The following is a 22,857-nucleotide window of genomic DNA, read 5'->3' on the forward strand; positions in this document are numbered from 1 at the left end:
GGGCCCGTCAGCCGAAGGGATGCGGCCGGCCGGGCCGTCCCGGTCCGGCGGCTCCGGTCGGGCCGCCCGGCAGCGGGAGGGCGCCCGGGGCCACGGCCCGCACCACCCGCAGCCCGGCCTCGGTGCCCTGCGGCGACGGGGTCGGTACGGCGATCACGTCCGCGCCGGTGTGCGCGGCCAGCAGTGGGCCCGGACCGGCGTGGTACCCCACCGGGGCCTGCGGACCGGCGTGGTCGTGGCGGGCTTCGGCGAGCCAGAGGGCCAGGCTGTCCTGCCGGTGGTAGGCCCAGAGCGCGTGTTCCAGCGCGGTGGCCGGCTCCGTGGCACCGGCCCACCGGGCCCAGGTCTCCCGCGCGACCGGGGTGTCCATGCTCCAGCGGACCATCAGGGCCTCGTAGGCCGCCTTCCCGGCCAGGGCCGGATACCGACCTGCCGGGCCGCAACGCGCCCCGAACGCCTGGCCGGTGCCGTCCGGGGCGTGGACGCAGACCACCACGCAGACGGCCCCGGCCGGAGCGGGCAGGAGGAAGGCCGTCGCCTCCAGACCGAGGAGGCCGAGCGACTCGCACAGCCCGGGGTCGGCCCGCCAGGGCACCACGACGGGGGGTTCGGTGTCGTCGCCGTACCAGCTGCGCCGGATCAGGTCGCGTTCCAGGATCTCCCAGAGGGCGTGGTCACGGGCCGTCGCCTCGTCCGGGTGCGCCGCCACCCCGGTGGATCCGGCGCTGATCCCCGCCCGGCAGCCGGGCGGGGGCCGGTGGCGCAGGTACACCGCTCCGGCGGGCACCAGGACGTCTCCCCCGTCCGTCAGCGACCGGCCGACCGCCCAGAGCAGGGCCGCGTCCCGCACGTCGCCGTCGGCTCCCCGGGCGCCGTGGACCAGCAGCGCGGGATCGACGGCCGGCCGGCCGGCGCGGTGCAGCCGCCGGTACGTGGCCCGCACCCCGGGCCCGGCCTCCGCCTCCCGCCCGGCCACGATGTTGCCCATCCGCTCGATCAGTTCGCCCCTGGCCCGGACGGCGGTGTCCTGCGCGTCCTGCCCGGCCGCACTGCCGACGACGACCTCGTCACCGCCCGCACGGACGCCGGTGAACAGCGCCGACCGGGCCGCCGCGCGGGCGAACACGACGGCCGGCGCACCGGCGAACGGCCGGAACGCCTGGGCCTCCCACGGCCGGGCCGGCGCCCCTGCGGAGCCGCTCACGCCGACGCCTCCGCGCCGGCCCGGGCCAGCACCCGGCGGCCCGCGTCGGTGAGCGCGGCCCGGTGCGCCTCCAGCGTCGTGGCGGCCTGTCCGACGTCCTCGCGGTGCCGCGCGTACCTGGTGCGCAGCAACTCCTGGTCGAGGGCCGGTCCTGAGCGTCCGGTGAGGAGCCTGCGGTAGAACGACGCGCTGCGGGACAGGACCACCATCTGGTGGAACAGCCCGCCGAGGGGGCGCCGGTCGGCGCGCAGCGGTGTCGCCACCAGGGCGCCCTGTTCGGCCGTGCGGTGCCAGAGCGGTGTCGAGATCAGCGCCGCGTTGCAGCGCTGATGGGTACCCTCGTGCAGCAGGGCCTCCGCCAGGCGCAGCGGGGCGGGCAGGCCGTCGGGTTCGTCCGTCAGGCGCTCCCGGCCGAGGAACACCGCGCCGTGCACGGTGAAGTCGGTGAACCCTTCGATGGCTTCGCCGGACAGCAGGGCGATCTGGCGCACGGTGTACGTCAGTTCGTCGAGCATGGCCGGCCAGACGGCGGCCAGGAGCCGGATCGCCTCGTCGGCGGTCGCGCGTTCGGTGTCCGTCCACGCGCGGACCTCGCTCGTCGCCGGTGCTGCTCCGTTGCGCGCTCCGGCGGCCGGGGCGGGCGGGGTGTCGGCGAGCGCGCGGGCGACCGAGCGGCTCAGGTGCGGCTGGGGCCCGGCGAGTTCGAGCCGCCACGGGCGGCCGCCGCAGTCCCGGCCGGGCACCGCGCGGGCGAGGGCCAGGGCCGTGTCGAGCCGGGCGGCGAGTTCGTCGTGGCGCTCCGGGGTGAGCGGACCGGAGCGCAGCGCGCGCTGCGCGGTGTGGGCGAGCTCGATCACGGCCGGGTGGCCGAGGTCGTCGGCCGTCAGGCCGGGGTGGCGCGCGGCGAGCGCGGGCGGATGGTGCGGCGGCGCCGCCGGACCGTCCGCTCCGGGAACGGGGGCGGGGGCGGGGGCGGCCAGTGTGGCCCGGCGCAGCGCGCCGAGCGTCAGCCGGCAGACTCCCCGCTGGTCGCGCGCCGCCTCCGCCGCGTTCGGTTCGATGTCCACGTGCGCGCTCCTCTGTGCCGCCGCCGGTGGGCGATCCGCCGGGCGAGGCCGGTCAACGATGGATCAGAAGTGGCACGCGGCGGACCGAATGGCCGCCGCGTGCGTCACGCGCGGGTGGTCACTCGCCCGGAAGGTCGATCAGCAGCGGAAGCTCCGGCAGTTCCTCCGACGTGACGGGCTCGATGTCCTCGTACATGATCCGACTCCCTTCGAACCACCGGATCCCGCCCGGATGACGGGCCCTCGGCGCGCATTCATCATCCTCAGTGATCATGCGGCTTCCAAGAGTGACGATCCGCTTCCGGTGGGAACCGGCCGACCCGTGGGCAACGGGTTTGAACCGGGCCGGTGCCGGTGGAACCACGCGCACGGGCTGGCCGGTAGGGCACCGCACGGACCGGAACGACGGCGTCCGGTGGCGGCGCTTCCACCCCGGGAGAGCCGGACAACGTCCGAATCCGCGCGTGCCTCCGCACACCGGGACCGTCCAGAATCTGATCCGTGACGACCACGCGCCCCGCCCCACCGACGCCGGAGCGGCCACAACCCGGCCGTCTGGAGAGCCCCTTGCCCGATGCGCGGAGCGACGGCGCCCACCCCACCGACGACGCCCACCCCCTCGTCGACGGCTACCCCGCGAGCCCCAGCGTGCGGGCCGGAGGCGTCCTGCGGCTGCACCTCTCGACCCGGGCGGACCGCTTCCGCGCCGACTTCTTCCGCTGCGGCGCCGAGGTCCGCCACATGGGCGGCACCGGCGGGCCCGGCCGGTACGCGCCCGCCGGCCGCTACGACCAGGACTGGCACTGGCCCGGCCATGACTTCACCGTCCCCGCGCACTGGCCCTCGGGCGTGTACATCGCCGTCCTGCGGCCCCACGCGTCCGGCCCGCCGGACCTCCCGGAGCCCGGCGCCGGCGCGGAGCACCTGGACGCCCGGCACTCGCGCCTGCTGTTCGTGGTGACACCGGCCGGGCCCACGAAGGCGCGGGTGCTGTACAAGGTGCCGGTCCTCACCTACCACGCGTACAACCAGAGCGGCGGCGGAAGCCTCTACGGATCGCTGCGCACCGACGATCCGCCGCCCGGCGCGGACACCCCGGTCACCCAGGCCGTCACCCTGCGCCGCCCCGGCGGCGGCATCGGCGGCCCGGTCAAGGGCTACCCCGACGCCCACGACCCGCGCACCCCCCGGCAGACCTTCGCCCACTGGGACGCCCCGTTCGTCGCCTGGCTGGAGCGCGGCGGTTTCACCGCCGACTACTGCACGGACCTCGACCTCCACCAGGACCCGCACCGCGCCGACGGATACCGCCTGCTGCTCTCGGCGGGACACGACGAGTACTGGAGCGCACCCGCCCGCCGCCACGTCACCGCCTTCCGCGACCGCGGCGGCAACCTCGCCGTCTTCGGCGCGAACACCTGCTGGTGGCGCGTCACGGTCTCGGCCGACGGCACGACCGTGCGCTGCGCGAAGCACCCGCCCGGCGCGGCCCCGGGCGTCGACGTCGACCGGCTGCGCGGTGCCCCCGGCCACTGGTGGGAGTCCGAACCCGAGAACACCCTGACGGGCGTCAGCTACCGCAACGGCGGCGGTCACTGGGAGGGCCCCCGGGCCCCGCTGGGCTTCACCGTCCAGCACACCGGCCACGAGCTCTTCGCGGGCACCGGACTGCGCGACGGCGACGTCCTCGGCGCCGAACACGCCCTCGTGGGGTACGAGTGCGACGGCGCCGCCCACCGCCGCGACGGCGCCGGGCGGGCGGTGGCGACCGGCGCGGACGGTACGCCGCCCGGCTTCACCATCCTGGGGGTGGCCGACCTCCCGGCCGATCCGGCCGCCGGCTGGCACACCGCCGTCCGGGAGGACGACGGCCCCGGCCGGGCCGCGACCTTCGGCCTGTACACCAGCGGCGGTACGGTCTTCACCGCCGCCACCGTCGACTGGCCGCGGCTGCTCGCCCTCGACCCCCGGGTGCGCACCATCACCCACAACGTGGTCACCGCGCTGTCCTGAGCCCTGCCGCCCCCGCGCATCCCCGCACGTGCCGGTGCCGCCGGCACCCCGGGAACGGGCGTCGGCGGCACCGGCCGGGCGGTCAGCCCAGCTGCGGGGCGACCCGCGAGGCGATCAGCTCCAGGTGGTCGAGGTCGTCCAGGTCGAGGATCTGCAGGTAGATGCGCTGGGTGCCGTGGGCGGCGTAGCGGCCGATGGTCTCCGCCACCTCGTCGGGGGTGCCGGCCAGACCGTTGGCCTTCAGCTCGGCCACGTTCCGGCCGATCGCGTCGGCGCGGCGGGCGACCTCGGCGTCGTCGCGGCCGACGCAGGCCACCAGGGCGCTGGAGTACACCAGGTCGTCGGCCTCGCGCCCGGCCGCCTCGACGGCGGCCCGCACCCGGCCGAACTGGGCCGCGCTGGCCTCCGGCGAGACGAACGGCATGTTGAACTCGTCGGCGTAGCGGGCGGCCAGCGCCGGGGTGCGGGTCGGGCCCGTGCCGCCGATCAGGACCGGGATCTTCTCCTGGGCGGGCTTGGGCAGCGCGGGCGAGTCGGTCAGCGTGTAGTACTGGCCGGCGAAGTCGAAGGTGTCCCCGACCTTGGTGTTCCACAGCCCGGTGATGATGGCCAGCTGCTCGTCCAGCCGCCCGAACCTCTCCTTCGGGAACGGGATGCCGTAGGCGGCGTGCTCCTCGGCGAACCACCCGGCGCCGAGGCCGAACTCGACCCGGCCGCCGCTCATGGCGTCGACCTGGGCGACCTGGATGGCGAGCACACCGGGCAGCCGGAAGGTGGCGGCGGTCATCAGGGTGCCGAGGCGGATGGTGCTGGTCTCCCGGGCGAGGCCGGCCAGGGTGATCCAGGCGTCGGTCGGCCCGGGCAGGCCGGCCCGGATGGCGGCGGCCGGGTCGCCCTCCGGGGCGGAGCCCATCCGCAGGTAGTGGTCGGAGCGGAAGAAGGCGCTGAAGGCCCCGAGTTCCTCGGCGGTCCGCGCCACCCGCAGGAGGGTGCCGTAGTCGGCGCCCTGCTGGGGTTCGGTGAAGATTCGAAGATCCATGCGGCCCATTCTGGTATAGACCGCCCCATGATCCCCGGCGATTCGCCAATCGTCCCGGACGTCGGCCGGGCGAACGGCGGGCGTCCTGAGGGTGGCCAAGGTCTCAGCCCGGAAGCGCCCCCGGCCGCCTTTTCCACGCCGGGGCTCGCCTACGGTGGACGGATGTTCGCCACTCCCGACGAGTCCCGCAGGGGCTCCCCCGACCAGCCGGCCGGCTGTCCGCTGCCCGGGATCGTCGCCGCCTTCACACCGCGGCTGGCCGAGTTCGCGTTCGAGCCCGGCTTCGTCGCCGTGGTCGACCAGCACGCCGCCGAGCTGCGCGAACTGCTGTACGCGCAGGGGCCGGAGCTGCTGCCCCGGCCCCTGGACCGTGAGGAACTGTCGGACTACGCGCTGGGCTTCCTGGACGCGCTCGCCGAGATCGGCTGGCGCGAGCCGGTGGGGTACGACTACGCGGTGCACCGGCTGACGGCGATCTGCTGGCTGGTCCGCGAACAGGGGCTGCTCACGCCCTGACTCCGGGAGCCGCCGGGTGTCCTACCGCGGCTGCCCACCCGGCCGGCCGGGGTCGATGCCCGGGGCCGGCGGGGTGGTCGGGGTGGTCGGGCGGACCGGCTGGTTGGTCAGCGCGTCCGAACGGCCGGCCTGGTAGGCGCTGCCGCGCAGGTTGGCGCTCTCCCGCTCGGCGTGGTCCAGCCAGCGCTCCCAGCGCTGGCGCATCGGGATGATCAGACCGCCGCCGACGCCGACCACCAGGATCCCGGCGATCGAGGCGAGCACCGCGATCAGCACCGGGCCGGTGATGGCGGTGGCGATGCCGGCCTGGCCCAGCGCGGCGATCACGCCGAGCACCACGATGAACGCCCAGGCGATGGTGGCCACCGTGCGCCCGTACGAGGCGCCGGCGAGCGCGTTGCCGACGATGTCGCGGACGGCGTTGGCGATGGCCATCGCGATCACCACGATCACCACGGCGACGATGCCCCTGGGCAGCCAGGAGACAATGCCGTGGATCATCACGCTGATCGGGTTGGGGCCGAAGACGCCGAAGGCCAGTTGCAGGGCCATCAGCAGGATCGCGTAGTAGACGATCTTGCAGATGATGCCGGTCATGTCGTACTTGGATCCGCTCAGGTACCGGGTCATCCCGGCCCGCGCGGCCACCCTCTCGGAACCGACCCGGCGCAGCACCCGGTCGAGGACCTTGGCGATCACCTTGGCGACGAACCAGCCGATGACCAGGATCGCCAGGAACGCGAGGAACTGCGGAATGAACTTGGCGACCTTGGACCAGGCTTCGGTGAAGCCGGACCCGAAGTCGACGGAGAGTGCGAGCTGCTGAGCCACGGGAGTCCTCCACTAGGCGACCCGACGCCCGGAACGGCGCGGGGTACACCCCCCACCCTTCGTGGATAGCAGGGTGCCCGGACCACCGCGCGCGGCGGCGGCCGGCACTGATCCCCCCGGGTGAACCCGTCATCCGGCAGGCGGCGCGTACAGTGGCGGTCCACGGGACGGACGGCGGGGCGGGACGGTACACGGTGAGCGGGCACGCGGTGGAACGTACGGGCGGCGCGGACGGCGCAGGTGGTGCGGCCGGCGCGGCCGGACACCGGGCGCTGGTCTGGCGGGTGCGGCCGGAGCGGCCGGCGGCGGCGGCGGTGCTGGTGCTGCACGGCGGCGAGGAGCACAGCCTGGCCAGGCCCGGCCCGCTCAACCTGCCCGGTCTGCGGATGCACGGCTTCGTCCGGGCGGTGCGCCGGGAGACCGCCGGGGCGGGCGTGGCGATCGGTACGGTCCGCTACCGCCACCGGGGGTGGAACGGCGAGCGCGCCGACGCCGCCCGGGACACCCTGGCCGCGCTCGACGACCTCGCCGGGCAGCTGGGCCCGGTGCCCACGGTGCTGGTCGGCCACTCGATGGGCGGCCGCGCGGCGCTGCGCGCGGCGGGCCACCCGAACGTCACCGGGGTGGTCGCGCTGGCACCGTGGTGCCCGGCCGAGGACCCGTGCGAGCAACTGGCCGGCCGGGACGTCCTGATGCTGCACGGCGACCGCGACAAGGTGACCTCCCCGGCCGACACCCGCCGGTTCGCGGCCCGCGGCCGGACGGCCGGCGCCCGGGTCTGCGGCTACACCGTGGTCGGCAGTGGCCACGCCCTGCTCCAGCGGCTCGGCGACTGGCACCGCGCCACCGCCCGGCTGGCGGCCGGCCTCCTCGGCGTACACGACCTCCCCGCCGCCGCCACCGCCGCGTTCACCCTGCCCCCGGGCACCACCGACGCCCTCGGTGTCCCCCTCCCCTCCTATCCGCGCACCGCCCTCCCGACCGGCGCCTGAGGCCGTGGCCGTTCCCCGGCGGCCTGACCCGGCGGTGCGACCCGGCGGTCAGCCCCGTGGCGTGACCGTCCCGAGGTGGGCCGCGGCCCGGTCCGGGTCGTAGAACCACTGGTCGAGGTCGGCGGGGTCGTCGAAGCCGTTGGCGAAGCGGTGGGCCACCGCCGGGATCCGACCGGCGGCACCGAGCAGATCGAGGACGCGGGCCGGCGGCGGGGCGAGCATCGCGTTGGTCCACCTGGTGGCGTGCCGCGCGCCCGCCCAGAAGCGGTCGAACGCGGCCTGCATGAAGTCCCGGTCGAACAACTTGTCCCCCTGTGCCAGGATCGCGTCCAGGTAGACCGCGGCGCACCCGGGACGCGCTCGGGACGCACCCGGACTGCGCGAATCAGCCCGTCCGGGCCGTGACCGGGCCGGTCGGAGCCGGTTTGCCGAACATGGTGCAGACCACCGCGTCCTTGAGCGCCTTGTCGGCCTCGACGAGCTTCGGGGCGGCCCCGAACTCGAACAGGACCTCCGTCGGGACGAGAACGGTGGCGGTGCGACTGCCGGTGCCGTCGGTGAAGTTGGTGCTGGAGTACCCGGTTATTCCCCCTTCGTGGGCCCAGATGGTGCCGCACGGGGTGGTACCCGTCCCGATGCCCAGCCCGGAGCCGGGCCCGTTCACCGGATTCTCCGGGTCCGTCGGGACGGTGGTCCGCATCTGTTCCAGCTGAGCGGCGGGCAGCAGCTTGCCGGACATCAGCGCGGTGTAGAACCGGGACCAGTCCCGCGCGGTGGACACCACCGCCCCGGCGGCCCCGCCCCAGCTCGGGTCATTGCCGGAGACGTCCACATGGCCGTCGTGGCGCACCCCGGCGATCTCCCGGAACTCGGTGGGCACATCCGGCGGCATGTGGGCGGAGTCCGGTTCGTAGCCACGGACGTACCGCCCGTGCCAGCTGGAGTCGGTGGCGAGATAGGTGTGCCGCAGGCCCAGCGGCCGGGCGATCCGGTCACGGATCAGGTCGGCCGGGCTCGCCCCGGTGACCTGTTCCAGGACCGCGCCGACCGCGACGTAGTTGGTGTTGCTGTACGACCACTTCGCGCCCGGGGCGAACAGCGGCTCGTGCCGCACGCCCACGGCGAGCAGGTCCAGGGAGGTCCACCGCCGCGGGTCCTTGCCGAGGATCGAGTTCAGGACGGCACCGTCCTCGGTGTAGTCGAACAGGCCGCTGGTGTGGTTCAGCAGCATCCGCAAGGTGATCGCCCCGCCGTTCGGGACCTTGCCCGGCAGCCACTTCTCCACCGGGTCGTCCAGGGTGACCTTGCCCTCGGCGACCAGCTGCAGAACGAGCGTGGCCATCATGGTCTTGGTGTTGGACCCCATCCGGAACTCGTCCCCCACCTCCAGCCGGTGATCCCGCCCGGCCCAGGGAGCCTGCTCGACGATCTCGACGGGCCGGCCGCGGCCGTCGTCCACCCGCACGATCACGCCCGGCGCCCCGGCGGCCACCAACTCCCGCGCCAGCTGCTTCAAGTGGGCCCGCTGCGCGTCGGCCCGGGCCGACGCGGGCGCGGACGGCGTGGCCGGTGCCGCCGAGGCGGGCACCGCGATCGCGGACACCGCCAACCCCACGGCCGACGCCGTCACCACGGCGGACAGCATGCGCGAACGGCGTGACCACACCGCACGATCCGACGAAAAAACATAGCGGGACATTGATCCGTTCCTCTGCGCTTCGGGTGAACTGGACGACCTCAGCCTCCGGCCCGCCACTGACAACCCGCGCACAGCGCGCTGTCAGGCGCCCCGGTGCCGGTAGGGCCAGTGCGGTGTCGGCGGCGCCGAGGACGGGTGCGGAAGGTGCGGGTGATGACCGGCCCCGCGAGGCGCCGGGTGACGGGCGGAGCCGTTCGCGGCTATTCGCGCAGTCCGATGGCCTCCACCGGGCGGGCGCGCAGGGCCAGTCCGGTCGGCACCAGAACGGCCGCCGCCGCCAGCGCCGCGGTCGCCGCCACGATCGCCAGATAGAGCAGCGGCGGGATGTGCGGGACCAGGGAGCCGGTCAGGCCCAGGCTCACCGTCATCAGCGGCAGCACCGGCACCGCGCTGCCGACCACGACCGCGATGAGGATCACCATGAGAGTCTCCGTCCGCATCATCCGCATCACCTGGTCCGGGGTCGCGCCCACCAGGCGCAGCAGCGCGAACTCCCGTGTCCTGGACAGGGTGGTCATCACCAGGGTGTTGGCGACGGCCACCGCGATGTAGCCGAAGACCAGCACCAGCGGCAGGGCGTTGCCGACCAGGCCGACCGTGGCCGTCCGCTGCTGGGCCGCGGAGAGGCCGCCCTTGCCCCGGACCAGCACACCGGGGTAGCGGTCGTTGAGCCCGGTGAGCTCGTCGATCACCCGCTGCCGGTCGGCGCCCGCCTCGGCCCGGACCAGGACGGAGTCGTACATCCGGCGCGAACTGTGCTGCAGGACGGTCTGGTAGGACAGCGTGACGTCGCCGAAGCCCAGTCCACGGCGGTAGACGGCGACCACCCGCGGTTCCATCGTCTGCCCGTCGGGAAGGTGGAGCCGCACCGTGTCCCCGACGCCCGCGCCGAGGGTCCCGGCTGCCGCGCTGCTGAGCGCCACCGTGTCCGCGGACAGCCCGTCCAGGCCGCCCTCGGTCACGTCCAGGTCGACGAGCCGGTCCAGTCGGCCCGGGCTCAGCCCCTGGGCCTGGTATTTGAAGATCTCCGGGGAGTCGAGCATCCGGATGGAGGCGAACAGGTCGATCCGCACGGTGCCGGCGGCGGACTCCACTCCGTCCAGGCCCTCGATGAACCGCGGGGCGTCCACCGGCAGGCCGTCGGCCTCGCTGGTCACGGTGTAGTCGGCCACCACGCCCGCCCGGGCCTGCTCCTCGGCCGCGCCCGCCGTGGTGGTGGGAATGAACAGCTGCACCGAGGCGAAGCCGATCGCCAGGATCAGCGGGCCGATGCCGGCGGCCAGCCGGCGGGCGTTCGCCCGGGTGTTGGCGACGGCCAGGCGCCCCAGCCGGCCGAACCACCACTGGAACGGCGCGGCCAGCAGCCGGGTCGCCCGGGCGACCACCGGCGGGGCCAGCATGAGGATCGCGATCACCATGACCAGCCCGCCGCTGGCCGCGCCGGCCGCCGCGAAGACACTGCCGAAGAACAGCGGCAGCAGCGCCGCACCGAGGCCGAGGACGAACAGCAGCACCCCGAAGAGGACCCGGGCCCGGCCGAGGCCGGGCTGCTCGGTCCGGGCCGCGCTCAACGCCTCCACCGGCCGGACCGACACCACCCGGCGGGCCACCGCGAACGCCGCCACCTGCGCGGCGATCACCCCGATGACGACCGCCGCGACCATCGGCAGCGGGCCGTAGGAGAACTCGAAGTCCTCGGGCACCACACCGATGACGGAGAGCGCGCCGCGCAGCACCTCCGCGGCCGCCGCACCGGGGATGCAGCCCAGCACCGACGCCACCAGTGAGACGACCAGTGTCTCGCCCGAGATCATCTTGTGGATCTGCTTGGGTGTGGCGCCGACCACGCGCAACAGCGCCAGCTCGCGCCGCCGTTGGTGGACACCCAGCGCCAGGGTGCTGCCCACCACCACCATGGTGATGAGGATGACGATGCCGCCGAGCGCGCCCGCCAGCTCCCTCAGACTGCCCCGGGCCGTGGCCACGTCCGGGTTCTCCACGCTGCTGCGCCCGTCGCCGGTGCGGACGTCGGTCCGCGTGCCCTTGAGCGCCGCCCCGACCCGGTCGGCGAGCCTGCCGGTGTCCGTGCCCTTCGCCGCCAGCACCCCGATCGCGCTGACCTGGTCGGTGCGGCCGAACAGCAGGCGGGCCTCGTCGTCGGTGAAGAAGACCGGCGGGATGCGCAGCGCCCCGCCACCGCCCGTGTAGGTCACGATGCCGACGACCTTGTACGGGCTCGCGGCGCGGGTGGAGGCGATCCGGACGCTGTCGCCCGCCTTCACCCCCGCCCGGTCGGCGACGGACTTCTCCAGCACCACCTCGCCGGCCCGCCGGGGCTCCTGACCGCTGCGCTCGAACGGGCCGAGCCCGACCCCGCCCCAGTTCGTCCCGATCGAGCGCCGGTCACCGGCCCCTCTGACCAGCTCCCCTTTCCCGTCGACGAGTTGCGCGGGGAAGTCGAGAACGCCGACGGCCCGGCCGACGCCCTCGGTGCGCGCCACCGTGCCGACCAGGTCGGCGGGGACGCCCACCGCGTCGGTGAGCGCCTTGGTCTTGCTCTTCTTCCCCTCGTGCACCGTGAAGGACCTCTCACCGCCGACCACGACCGGTGCGCCCGCGTACCGCTGGACCGGCACCCCCGACCCGATGCCGGACTGCAGAATGACGCCGAAGGCCGTGATGAGCACCGACGCGCCGAACAGCGCGACGAAGGCCCCGACGAATCCGGCCCTACGCTCCTTGACGGTCTGTACGACGAGTCTGAACACGCCTCACCACTCCCCCAGTCCGGTCATCCGCTCGGCGACCCGCTCAGGAGTGGGCCGCGTCATCTCCTCCGCGTGACTCCCGTCCCTGAGGAACACCACCCGGTGCGCGTAGGAGGCGGCGACCGGGTCGTGGGTCACCATGACCACCGTCTGCCCGAGGTCGTCGACGACCTCGCGCAGGAGCCGCAGCACCTGCTGCGCGGTGCGTGTGTCCAGCGCCCCGGTCGGCTCGTCCGCGAACACCACCTCCGGCCGCGCCGCCAGCGCACGGGCGATGGCCACCCGCTGCTGCTGGCCGCCGGAGAGCTCGGCGGGCCGGTGGTTCATCCGGTCCGCGAGCCCCACCCGCGTCACCAGCTGGTGCATCCACTGGTGGTCCGGCCTGCGCCCGGCGAGCATCAGCGGCAGGGTGATGTTGTCGGCCACGGTCAGCGCCGACATCAGGTTGTACGCCTGGAAGACGAAACCGACCCGCTCCCGGCGCATCATGGTCAGCTCCACCTCGCCCAGGGTCGACAGGTCGGTTCCGCCCAGCACCACCGAGCCGGCGTCCGGGCGGTCCAGCCCGGCGGCACAGTGCAGGAAGGTGCTCTTGCCCGACCCGGACGGGCCCATCACCGCGGTGAACGAGCCCCGGGCGAAGGCGAGGGACAGGTCACGCAGCGCGTGCACGGCCCCGGCGCCCCTGCCGTACGTCTTGCGGACCCCGTCGAGGCGCACCACCCAGCGCGGGTCCGGAGCGGCGCCGCCGTCCGGCCGGGGCTGCGCCGCGTCCTCCCGTGCGGGCGCGTCCGGGAGCCCCTCCGTCCGCATTCCGCGTTCCCTTCCGCCCACTTCCGGCCCTCCATCGCTCGTACGCACAACCCGACGTTCACGACGGTAGGTTCACGATGGAACGGGGACCAGGGCGTGCACTGGAGACCCGATGGTGCAGAAAACTGCCACCCGCGGTTGGACCACGCACGGTGGTAGGGTGATCGAAATGTCGACTCGGAGGGTCTGAAAAGCCGTGCGAGCGCCCTGGGTTGCCGCGTTACGACGGTTACGGCCCGAGCAGTGGATCCGCCGGACGGTGATCCGTTTCCCGCCCACCGCGGGCTATCTCCTGATCTGCCTCGGCACCGGGCTGGCCGGGGTGGCGGTGGCCTATCTGATGGTCGCGGTCCTCGCACTCTGCCTGGTGGGGACGGGCTTCCCGCTGCTGCCCGGAGCGCTGCGGGTGGTGCGCCGGTTCGCGGAGTTCCACCGCGGCCGGGTCGGGCGTCTGCTGGGAGCCGGGGTGCGCACCCCCTACCGCGACCTGGAGCCCGGTGCGGCCGCGCCCCGGAGGCCGTCCCTGCGCGATCCGGCGGTCCGCAAGGACCTGCTCTGGCTGATCACCCACAGCGTCGCCGGGACGGCCCTGTGCGCCGTCGCCCTGACCGTGTGCGGCCATGCGGTCAACTGGCTCACCGCGCCGGTCTGGTGGAAGCTCGCGCCGAGCGAGCGCGACGCGATCATCCTGCTGAACGTCGACTCGTGGCCGAAGGCCGTCGCCGCGGCGTTCGTCGGCGTCGGCTACGCCGTGGTGGCGATGGCCGCGGTGCGGCTGCTGGCCGGCGCGCACGCCCGGGCGTCCCGGTGGCTGCTGACCGCCCGCCCTCGGGTCGCGCTCGCGCAGCGCGTCCGCGAACTGGCGGTGACCCGGACGGAGGCGCTGGACGCGCACGACGCCGAACTGCGCCGGATCGAGCGGGACCTGCACGACGGGGCCCAGGCCGCCATCGTGGCCGTCTCACTGCGCCTGGGCATGATCAAGCGGGCGCTCGGCCAACGCCCCGAGCAGGTCCCGGAGATGGTGGACGCGACCCAGCTGATCGCCGAGCAGGCCCTGGAGTCCCTGCGCCACCTGGTCCGCGGGATCTATCCGCCCGTACTCGCCGACCGCGGGCTGAACGACGCGGTGCGGGCGCTCACCGCCCACTGCGCGGTCCCCGCCAGGATCGACATCGACGAGACGGCCGGCCCGCCGCCGCGCGCTCCGGCCGCCGCCGAGGCCGCCGCCTACTTCGTGATCTCCGAGGCGCTCACCAACGTCGCCAAGCACAGCGGCGCGCGGAGCGCGCTGGTGCGGCTCCGGGTCACCGCCGACGCGATCGCGATCAGGGTGGAGGACGACGGCAGGGGCGGCGCCACGGAGGGCGCGGGGAGCGGGCTTCCCGGACTCAGGCGGCGGGTCGCCGCCTTCGACGGGACCACCGAGCTGTTCAGCCCGCCCGGGGGCCCGACCGTAGTGAAGGTGGAAATTCCATGCGGATCCTGATCGCCGAAGACAACGCCCTGCTCCGCGAGGGGCTGGTCCTGCTGCTGGGCAGCGAGGGACACGAGGTGTGCGCCACCGTCGAGAACGGTGACGACCTGCTGCCCGCGCTGCTCGAACACCGCCCGGACGTCGCCGTGGTGGACGTCCGGCTGCCGCCCACCTTCCGGGACGAGGGGCTGCGGGCCGTGGTCGAGGCCCGCCGGCAACTGCCCACGCTGCCTGTCCTGGTGCTCTCGCAGTACGTCGAGCGGGCGTACGCGACGGAGCTGCTCGCCCAGAACGCCGCCGGCGTCGGCTACCTGCTGAAGGACCGGGTGGGGCGCGCCGAGGAGTTCCTCCAGGCGCTGCAACGGGTCGCCGACGGCGGCACGGCGATGGACCCCGAGGTCATCTCGCAGCTGATGGTCCGGCGGGTCGGGGCCGATCCGCTGTCCACGCTGACCCAACGCGAGCGCGAGGTCCTGGCCCTGATGGCGGAGGGCCGCAACAACGGCACCATCGCGGAGCTGCTGTTCATCACGGAGAGTTCGGTGAACAAGCACATCGGGAACATCTTCGCCAAGCTGAACATGCCGACGCCGGAGAGCGGCCACCGCCGGGTGCTCGCCGTGCTGACCTACCTCCGGGCCTGAACCGCCGCCGGGCCTCAGCCGCCGCCCGGCGGACCGGGGCGGGGCGCCGGGTGCCTGCCGGCCGAAGGTGCAGAGAACTGCACCTCAGACCGGAAGCAGGCCCCCGTGAAATCCCCCGCGCCCGGCTCCAGAATGGAGTCGTCGAAGGCGGAACCAGCGCCAGGACAACGGACACACGCAGCCACCGGATCCCACGGGAGCCGGGAAGGACGTCGGCCGCGGTCCCTCCCCGTACCAGTTCGAGTCAGGAGCAGTCATGTCAGATTCAGCCGGCTGGAAGCCCCCGAAGGAACGTCCGATGTGGCCCTGGGTCGTCCTCGCGGTGGTCGCCGTCGGCGTCCTGGTCAACGTGCTCCTCACGATCTGACGGACGGGCCGTCGCCAGGGCAGGAAACCTCCGCGCTCCCGGCCGGCCGGCCGGGCGAGGCGCAGTTGTTCCTCCTCCACGATCAGCGCCGCCAGCGACTGCTCCGAGATGTCGACCGCTTCAGGAGTCGATTCGGCCACGTCACTCCGGCGCGCGTATTCGTCGAACAACCGGCTCTTCGCGCGAAGAATCTCCACCATCCGCTGGTCGACGCTGTCCGTGGCCAACAGCCGGTGCACCCGCACTCGCCGCACCTGGCCCATGCGGTGAGCCCTGGCTATCGCCTGGCTCTCCATGGTGGGCTTCACCTGTGGTTCGCAGAGAATGACAACCGAGGCCGCTTGGATGTTCAGTCCCACACCTCCGGCCTGGATCTGGCTCAGCAGCACCGCATGACCCTGCACAGCGGCGAACTCGTCCACCACGTCCTGCCGTCGAACCGCGTCCAGGCCGCCGTCGACCGGGCCGAACGCACGCTGTCCCAGGGCCTCCTGGACAACCGTCAGAACATCTCGGAAGAACGAGAAGACAACGACCTTCAATCCGTTGTCCGCGGCCTCCTCGACAACTTCCATCAGCCGCTGCAGCTTCGCGGACCTCTCCGGGTCCGCGTACGCGGCACGGCGCATGGCCATGAAGTTCCCCTCGGCGACGGCCAGCCGGTAGGCGGCGAGATCGGATGCCGTCAACTCCTCCCATTCGTCGACATGAACGACGTCGGGAAGCTCGGTGAGAACGTCCTGCTGATTACGGCGGAGGTAGGCCGGGGCGACTGCCTTGCGAAACGACGTCGGCCCTGCGGCGGCCGAACCGCTGTGGATCCGGGGCAGCAGATCAGGCCGCAGATAGTGGACGAGGTTCCGGAACTCCTCCACCCGGTTCTCCATCGGGGTGCCGGTGAGGAACAGGACGCGGTCGACGCGGCCGGTCCACTCGGCCACCGCCTGAGAACGCTTGGCGCCGTGGTTCTTGACGTAGTGGGCCTCGTCCACCACGACCATGCCGACCGGGACCTCCAGCCGGCGGAGTCCATCGAACGTCAGGACGGCGACGCCGCCGTTTCCGAGCCATTCGGCGCGCGCCGCCTCCCTCTCCTGGCCATGGAACCGGAACGCCCTCAGCGTACTGCGTGACTCGATCTCCCTGACCCAGTTGACGAGGACGCTGGCCGGGCAGACGACGAGGAAGTGTGTGCTCCCGTGCGCTCGAAGATGCGCGAGCACGGCAATCGCCTGAACGGTCTTCCCGAGGCCCATCTCATCACCGATGATCACCCGCTTCTGCGCGAGGGCGAAGCGGGCACCGAACTCCTGGTAGCCGCGGAGCGAGACCTTGCACCGCGTGTCGTTCAGTGGCTCGGCCCGGACCCGGTCCGACAGATTCTCCGGAAGGAAGCCCTCGGAGGCGGTGACCCCGTCGGGGCCGAATCCGGCGGTCTCGGCGAGGACACTGTAGAACTCGGCCGAGCGGACTTCGAAGTCCGCCCATGCCTCGATGTCCGTGACCAGGGGGCGGAGAAGGTCCACGGACGCCTGGGCGAAGAGCACGGCCGCCCCTTCGCCCTCCATCTCCGCGACGAGGGCGTCGAGTTGATCGACCGCGGCGAGCGCCTGCTGTCTGCGCTGCCGCCCGGCGAACAGGCCTCTGACAACGCCCCGGGCCGGCTGGGCGGCGGACATCAGGGCGGCGACCTCACCGACGACACGCTCCGCGGTGTCCCTGGCCCGTCTCGCATCGGGCCCGGCGGCGACCAGCCGTTGGAGCGCGATGACCAGTGCGGTGCCGGCCGGATCCTGGTGGTCGATGTCCAGCCGAATGGCCACGGTCCGCTCGGCGGCCCGGGCGATCTGCCCCGCGGCGGCAATGGCCTGGGCGGCAGTCTGGGCCCCGACTCCGGGGAGCAGTTGAAGCGTGTAGGGCGTGGCGTCCACAACCTGCCGCACGGTCCTGAGCCCGGCGGCCTCCAACGCGGCGACGCGCAGCCGCCCCTCGGTCACATCCTTCAGCCGGGCCAGGGGGATGGCGTCCAGCTCGTCCCGGACCAGCCGGCCCCTCAGGCCGGCGGCGGCCTGGCACACCTGCTCGACAGCACTCCGGTGATCGCCGATGACCGCGCGAGCGACCGCGTGGAGCCGTTCGCCGTCCGCGAGGACGACCTTGGGCTTCCGGACGGTCCGTTGCCGCTCTCCCACTGACGGCTCCTGTCCCGACTCGACCGTGCGGCGCCCTCTCCGGGCATCCCCATGATTCCATCCGGGCGCCGGGTCGCCGGCCCGGCCCGGCCCGGAGCCTGGCGGAAGTGACAGGCCGCGCCCCGGATGTGCACACCCCATGCATGCCCTGCGAACGTTCCCGCCCGATTCCGGTCGGAATTCGCGCATGTACCGCCCGGCCATGTCCGCTGCTTTACCATCGCCCAGCCGTCCGGAAGTACCGCGTCCACAAACAGAAGGACGGATGGGAACTGTTCGCACTCTTGCCGACGCAACTGAACCGTGATTAGCATCGAGGCAAGTTTTCCGGAGGAGGTGAATATCAATGAAGGAGATCGAGGAGACGGAGTACGAGGCTCCCGCGCTGCTGCCGGTCGGTGAATTCAACGAGGTGACCACCTGGTACGGCTGGGCGAGCAACGACGGTGAGGGCGTGGCGATCATCTGATCCCGCCCCGACAGCACGCTGGTGAACGGAGGGGTTGTGGGCAGCACGTCCTGGTTCGTGGCTTTCCCGGGGAAAGCCGAAGGCCCGGCGCCCAGGATCCCGGTGCCGGCCGACGGCGTACGGGTGGTGCACCACCCGTCGGGGCGTCCGTGGATCGTCGCGGATGCCTCACACGCCCGGCTGGTGGTCGCCGGCACGGGTGCCAGGCGCCTCGCGCTGTTCGGCGAGTTCGACGCCGACGCCGGGCGCCTGGCACGGCTGCTCGACCGGCACGACGACGTACCCGGCCTGCTGGCCGCGGCGCACCGTGTCCCGGGCAGCTTCCACCTGATCTGCGCCGACGGCGATGCGCTCTGGGTCCAGGGCAGCGCCTCCGGGCTGCGGCAGGTCTGCTACGCCCGCCACCCCGAGGGCGGCTACGCGGCGGCCGACTCGGTGGAGCCGCTGATCGACTGGAGCGGGGGCGCCCCGCGGCCGGAGATGGTCGCCTGGGGGCTGGTCCACCCCGGCTTCGACTACGGCCTGACCGACGGCACCCACTGGACCGGTGTACACCGGCTGCCCGCCGACCACCGGCTGCGCCTGACCGGCGACCGCGCCGACACCCGGCCCTGGTGGCGGCCCCCGACCGGCGGGCTCCCGCTCGCCGAAGGGGCACCACTGCTGCGCGCCGCGCTGGAGGAGGCGGTGGCCGTCCGGGTGCGCACCGCGGCCGGCCTCTCCGCGGACCTCTCCGGCGGCATGGACTCCACCTCGCTCTGCTACCTGCTGGCCGGCCAGGACGCGTCGTTCCGGTCGTTCGTCGAGCAGACCGTCGATCCCAACCACGACGACGCCCGCTGGGCCGCCCTCGCGGCGCGCGAGATCGGCCGGGAGCTGACCGTGCTGGGGCCGGAGGACGTACCGGGCCCGTACGACGGCATCTGGGACGGCGACGCCGGCCTGGTCACCGAGGTGCCCTACGGCCTGGGCGAGCCGTACACGCTGATCCGCAACCGCACCCGTAAGACCGCCATGTCCCGGCTGTTCGCCGCCACCGGTGCGACGGTGCACATCGGCGGCTTCGGCGGCGACGAGCTGTTCACCGTCGCCCCCTCCTACTTCAGCGACCTCTACCGGACCGCGCCGGTGGCGGCGGTGCGCGGGATCCGCCCGCTCGCCCGGCTCCGCCGGTGGACGCTGCCGCAGGTGGTCAGGTCGCTGGCCGACCGGCGGACGTACGCCGCGTGGTTCACCCAGGAGCTGAGCACCCTGCACCTGCCGCGCCCGGCCACGGACGGGCCGACCGTCGGCTGGGGGCCGGCCCTGCACCTGCCGCCCTGGGCCACCGCGCACGCCGCCGAGGCGATCCGGGAGATCGCCCGCGAACGGTCCGGCGAGGTCCGCCCGCAGGCCGGGGACCGGGCCTCCCACACCGCGGTGGCCGGGCAGCGGATCGGCGGCCAGCGGCTCGGGCCGCTGCGGGACCTGATGGAGCGCTCCGGCGTGCTGCTGTCGTTGCCCTACATGGACGACCACGTGCTGGAGGCCGCGCTGGCCGTCCCGCGCGGCGAGTCGCTCCCGGGCCGGGGCTACAAGCCGCTGCTCAAGGCCGCCATGGGGCCGACCGGGAGCGGGGCGCTCTCCCGCTCGACCAAGGGCGAGTTCAGCATGTCGGTCTACCGCGGCCTGCAGCGCAACCGGCGGGCGCTGCTCGCCATGGTCGAGGAGCCGCTGCTGGCCGAGCACGGCCTGGTGGACCCGGACGCGCTGCGGGCGAGCATCCGGGACACCATGCGCCCCCAGCACGAGACGGCGGCGCTGGAGCTGACGCTCGGCGCCGAGGCCTGGCTGCGCACGGTGGCCGGGCGGACGACCCCGACACCGAGGGAACCGGGAGGAATTCTGGTGAACAGCTATCCGGTGGCGCCGTGACGCCGCGCGTGGTGCCACACGTCACCCTGGTCCGGGAGAGCGAGGCGGCGGTGCTCCTCGACAAGAAATCCGGGAAGTATTTCCGGCTCAATCGGCTCGGCGCCGACGTTTTCGAGTTGTTATCCGCCGGACAATCCCCGGAAGAAATCACGGAAACTCTCCGGAAAAGGTTTCCGGCGGCCCGGGAGAGAATTCCCGACGACGTCCTCCGGCTGGTCGAACAACTGCGCGCGGCCCGGATCGTGGTGGACCGATGACCCTGCACATGACCCCGGAGCCACGCGCCTGGCTGCCGCCGCACCGCCGGATCGTGCCGCTGCTGGCGGTCGCCGCGAGCCGGCTGCTGGTCACCACCTCCAGCCCGGACCGGCTGGAGCGGTTGCTGCGCCGGCTGAGCGCCAACGCCCGGCCGGCCTCCTACGCCCAGGCGCTGCGGGCCCGCGAGGACGTGGTCTCGGTCAGCGGCCGCTGTGCCGGCCAGTACTGCCTGGAGCGGTCGGTGGCCGCCGCCCTGCTGGTGCGGGCGCGCGGCGGCTGGGCGGACTGGGTCTCCGGGGTGAACCTCGCGCCGTTCGCGGCGCACGCCTGGATCGAGGTCGACGGGGAGCCGGTGGGCGAGCCGCTGCGGTTGGACGGGTTCCACAAGAACATCCAGGTCTCCCGCCCGCCTGCCCGGGCCGGGCGGGCGGCCACGGCGGACGGAGAGGCATGACGATGGGCACCCTGGACACCGCGGCGATCGCCAAGGAGATCGCCGCCAACGGCTACGCGCTGGTACCGGACTTCGTGACCGGGCAGGCCCTGACCGACGCGGTCGCGGCGATGGAGACCTACTTCCCGGACCCGGAGGACGGCCGGACCACCGCCGAGGAGGTCGCCGCGCTCAAGCACGCGGTGCCGTTCCCGTTCTCCGCCAACGCGCTCAACCGGCTCTCCCTCGACCCGCGCGTGATCGAAGTCGCCGAACACCTGCTGGGCGACCCCGACCTGCGGCTCACCAGCTCGTTCATCCAGGCCAAGTACGGCACGGCGTACGGGCCTTCGATCGACCAGACGCTGCACAACGACGCCTGGGCCGCCAGCAGCCTGCTGCCGCCGCGCGCCGACGGCGTCTACCAACGGCTGTTCGGCATCGTCTACCTGACCGACGTCACGGTGGACACCGGGCCGACCTACGTGGTCGCGCGGGCCGAGCAGCTCGGTGTGCCGCTGCTCACCGCGACCGGCAAGGCCTCCTACGAGAAGGAGACCTACCCCGAGCTGTACGAGCGGCAGCGCCCGATCGAGGCGAAGCGCGGCTCGGTGCTGCTCTTCGTCGGTGACATCGTCCACCGCGGCGCCGGCTACCAGGGCACGCACGGCCGGCGGCTCGCGCTCTTCTTCAACATCCACGCGGCGGTGGCCCGTTGGACCGACAAGCACCTGTGGTCGATGCGGCCGGCCTCGCCAGGCTGGGACACCTTCCGGGAGTTCATGGTCGAGCTCTCGCCGCGCCAACGGCACCTGCTCGGCTTCCCCCCGCCCGGGGACGGCTACTGGACGGAGCAGTCGCTGGAGCGGGTGGCGGAGCTGTACCCGGGTATCGACACCGCCCCGTACGTGCCGGCCGAGCTCCGCGCGGGCCGCTGAGATGACCACCGACCTCGGCGACCCCGGCACCCGCCCCACTCCCCCGGCCACTCTCCCGGCCACCGGACCGGAGCGGCGGGCCGCGACGGACGGCTTCGCGGAGCGCGCCGCCCGCGGGCTCCGCTGGCTGGGCGAGGCGCTGGCCCTGGGCCCGGGCTTCGGGACGGCCGTGGACGCCGCCGTGCCGCTGCTGTTCGACGGCTGGGGGCACCGGGACTCGCGCGGCTCCGACCCCGCCGATCCGGCCGCGCGGGTGGCACCGTTCGAGTACTCGCTGGTGCTCGGCGACGGCGAGCCCGAGCTGCGGATCTTCCTGCGCCCGCTGCCCCCGGCCGGGAACACCACGGCGCTCGGCAGCTGGGAGCAGGGCTGGCGGATCCTCGCCGAGCTGGAACGGCAGAACGTGGCCACGGCTGGCCGGGCGGCGGTGCTGCGCGACCTCTTCCGCCCGGTCAGCCGGAAGGCCTCGTTCGGGCTCTGCCTGGCCGCCACGGTCCGGCCCGACGGGCTCTCGGGAGTCAAGGTCTACCTGGACACCCTCGCCCAGGGCCTGGCCCGCAACCGGGAACTGGTCGGCGCCGCGCTGGAGCGGCTGGGCCACGGCGAGGCCTGGCGGTGGCTGCGCGCGCACGACCCGGCGAGCATCGAGGTGCCGATGCCGGCGGTGTTCTCGCTGGACCTGGTGGATTCGCCGGCGGCGCGCGCGAAGTTCTACACCACCATCACCGAGCGGTCGGCCGGCGAACTGGAGGAGCGGATGGCCCGGCTCTCCGCGACCGCCCGGCAGAGCACCGCCGCGTTGCTGGACGCCCTCCCGGCCGCCGGGCCGCAGGCGCTGGCGGCGCCGGGGGTACGGCCGACGCTCTGCTGGAGCCTGACCGCGCGGCATCCCGGGCGGCCCGAGGACGCCACCCTGTACCTGCCGTTCAACCACTACACCCCGCACGCGGCGCCGACGCTGGCCCGGCTCGGCGGGCTGCTCGCACCGGCGGTGCGGGGGCGGGTCGAGGCGCTGGTCGCGCGCTGTGCGGCCGCCGCGCCCGAGGGCTCCGCGGCCAACCCGTTCCACTGGGCGGCGGCCAAACTGGACCGGGCCGACGGCGAGCTGACGCTCTATCTGGCCGCCGACCGGGTCGACGCCGCGGCCCGCGCGGAACGCTGAACCCCCGCGGCACCCGGCACGGGGCCGGGCGCCGCGGGGGTCCGGGCGGGAGCAGTGCGAG

Annotated in this window: 21 protein-coding genes; 11 read left to right on the plus strand and 10 right to left on the minus strand. The window is 73.8% G+C overall.

All coding sequences use genetic code 11. The features are described from left to right. Positions 1-7: 7 nt before the first annotated feature. The 3 genes from ACIQIB_RS15175 to ACIQIB_RS15185 all read right to left on the minus strand — a co-directional run bounded on the left by ACIQIB_RS15175 (position 8) and on the right by ACIQIB_RS15185 (position 2,545). On the minus strand, positions 8-1,204 hold the full coding sequence (locus ACIQIB_RS15175; protein ID WP_400758280.1) for a YcaO-like family protein: 1,197 nt from the start codon (positions 1,202-1,204) through the stop codon (positions 8-10). Continuing rightward, entirely contained in the window at positions 1,201-2,271 is a 1,071-nt protein-coding gene (locus ACIQIB_RS15180; protein WP_363606265.1) for an aKG-HExxH-type peptide beta-hydroxylase, read from the minus strand. The genes ACIQIB_RS15175 and ACIQIB_RS15180 overlap by 4 nt, the downstream gene beginning before the upstream one ends. A gap of 118 nt (positions 2,272-2,389) precedes the next feature. Then, complete coding sequence (locus ACIQIB_RS15185) at positions 2,390-2,545, minus strand: hypothetical protein (RefSeq protein WP_363606267.1); 156 nt, start codon at positions 2,543-2,545, stop codon at positions 2,390-2,392. A gap of 293 nt (positions 2,546-2,838) precedes the next feature. Between ACIQIB_RS15185 and ACIQIB_RS15190 the strand changes: the two genes are divergently transcribed. Beyond that, the gene (locus tag ACIQIB_RS15190; protein ID WP_363606268.1) at positions 2,839-4,284 is read left to right on the plus strand and encodes a N,N-dimethylformamidase beta subunit family domain-containing protein; all 1,446 of its coding nucleotides are present in this window, start codon (positions 2,839-2,841) and stop codon (positions 4,282-4,284) included. A gap of 82 nt (positions 4,285-4,366) precedes the next feature. On the opposite strand, the gene ACIQIB_RS15195 is transcribed toward ACIQIB_RS15190, so the two are convergent. Then, positions 4,367-5,323: an LLM class F420-dependent oxidoreductase gene (locus ACIQIB_RS15195; protein WP_363606270.1), complete on the minus strand. Its 957-nt coding sequence runs from the start codon at positions 5,321-5,323 to the stop codon at positions 4,367-4,369. A 162-nt stretch (positions 5,324-5,485) separates the two neighbouring features. On the opposite strand from ACIQIB_RS15195, the gene ACIQIB_RS15200 reads away from it, so the two are divergent. Next, on the plus strand, positions 5,486-5,839 hold the full coding sequence (locus ACIQIB_RS15200; RefSeq protein ID WP_363606272.1) for a DUF6401 family natural product biosynthesis protein: 354 nt from the start codon (positions 5,486-5,488) through the stop codon (positions 5,837-5,839). Between the two features lie 21 nt (positions 5,840-5,860). On the opposite strand, the gene ACIQIB_RS15205 is transcribed toward ACIQIB_RS15200, so the two are convergent. Beyond that, positions 5,861-6,670 (minus strand): mechanosensitive ion channel family protein, encoded by an 810-nt coding sequence (locus ACIQIB_RS15205; protein WP_363606273.1) that lies wholly within the window; start codon positions 6,668-6,670, stop codon positions 5,861-5,863. 194 nt (positions 6,671-6,864) lie between these two features. Between ACIQIB_RS15205 and ACIQIB_RS15210 the strand changes: the two genes are divergently transcribed. Further along, a complete protein-coding gene (locus tag ACIQIB_RS15210) occupies positions 6,865-7,662 on the plus strand; it encodes an alpha/beta hydrolase (protein WP_400758282.1) in 798 nt (265 codons plus the stop codon). Positions 7,663-7,710: 48 nt separating this feature from the next. Here the strand turns inward: ACIQIB_RS15210 and ACIQIB_RS15215 are convergent, their stop codons facing one another. From ACIQIB_RS15215 to ACIQIB_RS15230, 4 genes are all read right to left on the minus strand, one after another. After that, positions 7,711-7,965, minus strand: a complete 255-nt coding sequence (locus ACIQIB_RS15215; RefSeq protein WP_363606330.1) for a hypothetical protein — start codon at positions 7,963-7,965, stop codon at positions 7,711-7,713. A gap of 82 nt (positions 7,966-8,047) precedes the next feature. Further along, on the minus strand, positions 8,048-9,307 hold the full coding sequence (locus ACIQIB_RS15220) for a serine hydrolase domain-containing protein (RefSeq protein ID WP_400758285.1): 1,260 nt from the start codon (positions 9,305-9,307) through the stop codon (positions 8,048-8,050). A gap of 254 nt (positions 9,308-9,561) precedes the next feature. Beyond that, positions 9,562-12,129, minus strand: a complete 2,568-nt coding sequence (locus ACIQIB_RS15225; protein ID WP_400758286.1) for an ABC transporter permease — start codon at positions 12,127-12,129, stop codon at positions 9,562-9,564. 3 nt (positions 12,130-12,132) lie between these two features. Further along, positions 12,133-12,942, minus strand: coding sequence for an ABC transporter ATP-binding protein (locus tag ACIQIB_RS15230; RefSeq protein WP_400758288.1), 810 nt, complete (start codon positions 12,940-12,942; stop codon positions 12,133-12,135). 259 nt (positions 12,943-13,201) lie between these two features. Here ACIQIB_RS15230 and ACIQIB_RS15235 point away from each other — a divergent pair, with 259 nt between their 5' ends. Together ACIQIB_RS15235 and ACIQIB_RS15240 are read left to right on the plus strand one after the other, a co-directional pair. Next, positions 13,202-14,431, plus strand: coding sequence for a sensor histidine kinase (locus tag ACIQIB_RS15235; RefSeq protein WP_400651618.1), 1,230 nt, complete (start codon positions 13,202-13,204; stop codon positions 14,429-14,431). Then, positions 14,419-15,063: a response regulator gene (locus ACIQIB_RS15240; RefSeq protein WP_400758290.1), complete on the plus strand. Its 645-nt coding sequence runs from the start codon at positions 14,419-14,421 to the stop codon at positions 15,061-15,063. Before ACIQIB_RS15235 ends, ACIQIB_RS15240 begins: the two co-directional genes overlap by 13 nt. 84 nt (positions 15,064-15,147) lie before the next feature. On the opposite strand, the gene ACIQIB_RS15245 is transcribed toward ACIQIB_RS15240, so the two are convergent. Continuing rightward, on the minus strand, positions 15,148-17,427 hold the full coding sequence (locus tag ACIQIB_RS15245; RefSeq protein WP_400758292.1) for a DEAD/DEAH box helicase: 2,280 nt from the start codon (positions 17,425-17,427) through the stop codon (positions 15,148-15,150). A gap of 541 nt (positions 17,428-17,968) precedes the next feature. Between ACIQIB_RS15245 and ACIQIB_RS15250 the strand changes: the two genes are divergently transcribed. From ACIQIB_RS15250 to ACIQIB_RS15275, 6 genes are read left to right on the plus strand one after another with little or no spacing between them, the layout of a single operon-like run. Beyond that, positions 17,969-18,091: a lasso RiPP family leader peptide-containing protein gene (locus ACIQIB_RS15250; RefSeq protein WP_363606284.1), complete on the plus strand. Its 123-nt coding sequence runs from the start codon at positions 17,969-17,971 to the stop codon at positions 18,089-18,091. Positions 18,092-18,127: 36 nt separating this feature from the next. After that, positions 18,128-20,005, plus strand: a complete 1,878-nt coding sequence (locus tag ACIQIB_RS15255) for an asparagine synthase-related protein (protein ID WP_400758294.1) — start codon at positions 18,128-18,130, stop codon at positions 20,003-20,005. Beyond that, positions 20,002-20,262 (plus strand): lasso peptide biosynthesis PqqD family chaperone, encoded by a 261-nt coding sequence (locus tag ACIQIB_RS15260; protein WP_400758296.1) that lies wholly within the window; start codon positions 20,002-20,004, stop codon positions 20,260-20,262. Before ACIQIB_RS15255 ends, ACIQIB_RS15260 begins: the two co-directional genes overlap by 4 nt. Beyond that, positions 20,259-20,717 carry a lasso peptide biosynthesis B2 protein gene (locus ACIQIB_RS15265; protein ID WP_363606289.1) on the plus strand — a complete coding sequence of 153 codons (459 nt, stop codon included), beginning with the start codon at positions 20,259-20,261 and terminating at the stop codon, positions 20,715-20,717. Before ACIQIB_RS15260 ends, ACIQIB_RS15265 begins: the two co-directional genes overlap by 4 nt. After that, entirely contained in the window at positions 20,714-21,634 is a 921-nt protein-coding gene (locus tag ACIQIB_RS15270) for a phytanoyl-CoA dioxygenase family protein (RefSeq protein ID WP_400651607.1), read from the plus strand. The genes ACIQIB_RS15265 and ACIQIB_RS15270 overlap by 4 nt, the downstream gene beginning before the upstream one ends. 1 nt (position 21,635) lies before the next feature. Continuing rightward, positions 21,636-22,796: a tryptophan dimethylallyltransferase family protein gene (locus ACIQIB_RS15275; protein ID WP_400758299.1), complete on the plus strand. Its 1,161-nt coding sequence runs from the start codon at positions 21,636-21,638 to the stop codon at positions 22,794-22,796. Positions 22,797-22,857 lie beyond the last annotated feature (61 nt).

Source organism: Kitasatospora sp. NPDC092286 (genome assembly GCF_044755565.1).
Lineage (GTDB): Bacteria > Actinomycetota > Actinomycetes > Streptomycetales > Streptomycetaceae > Kitasatospora.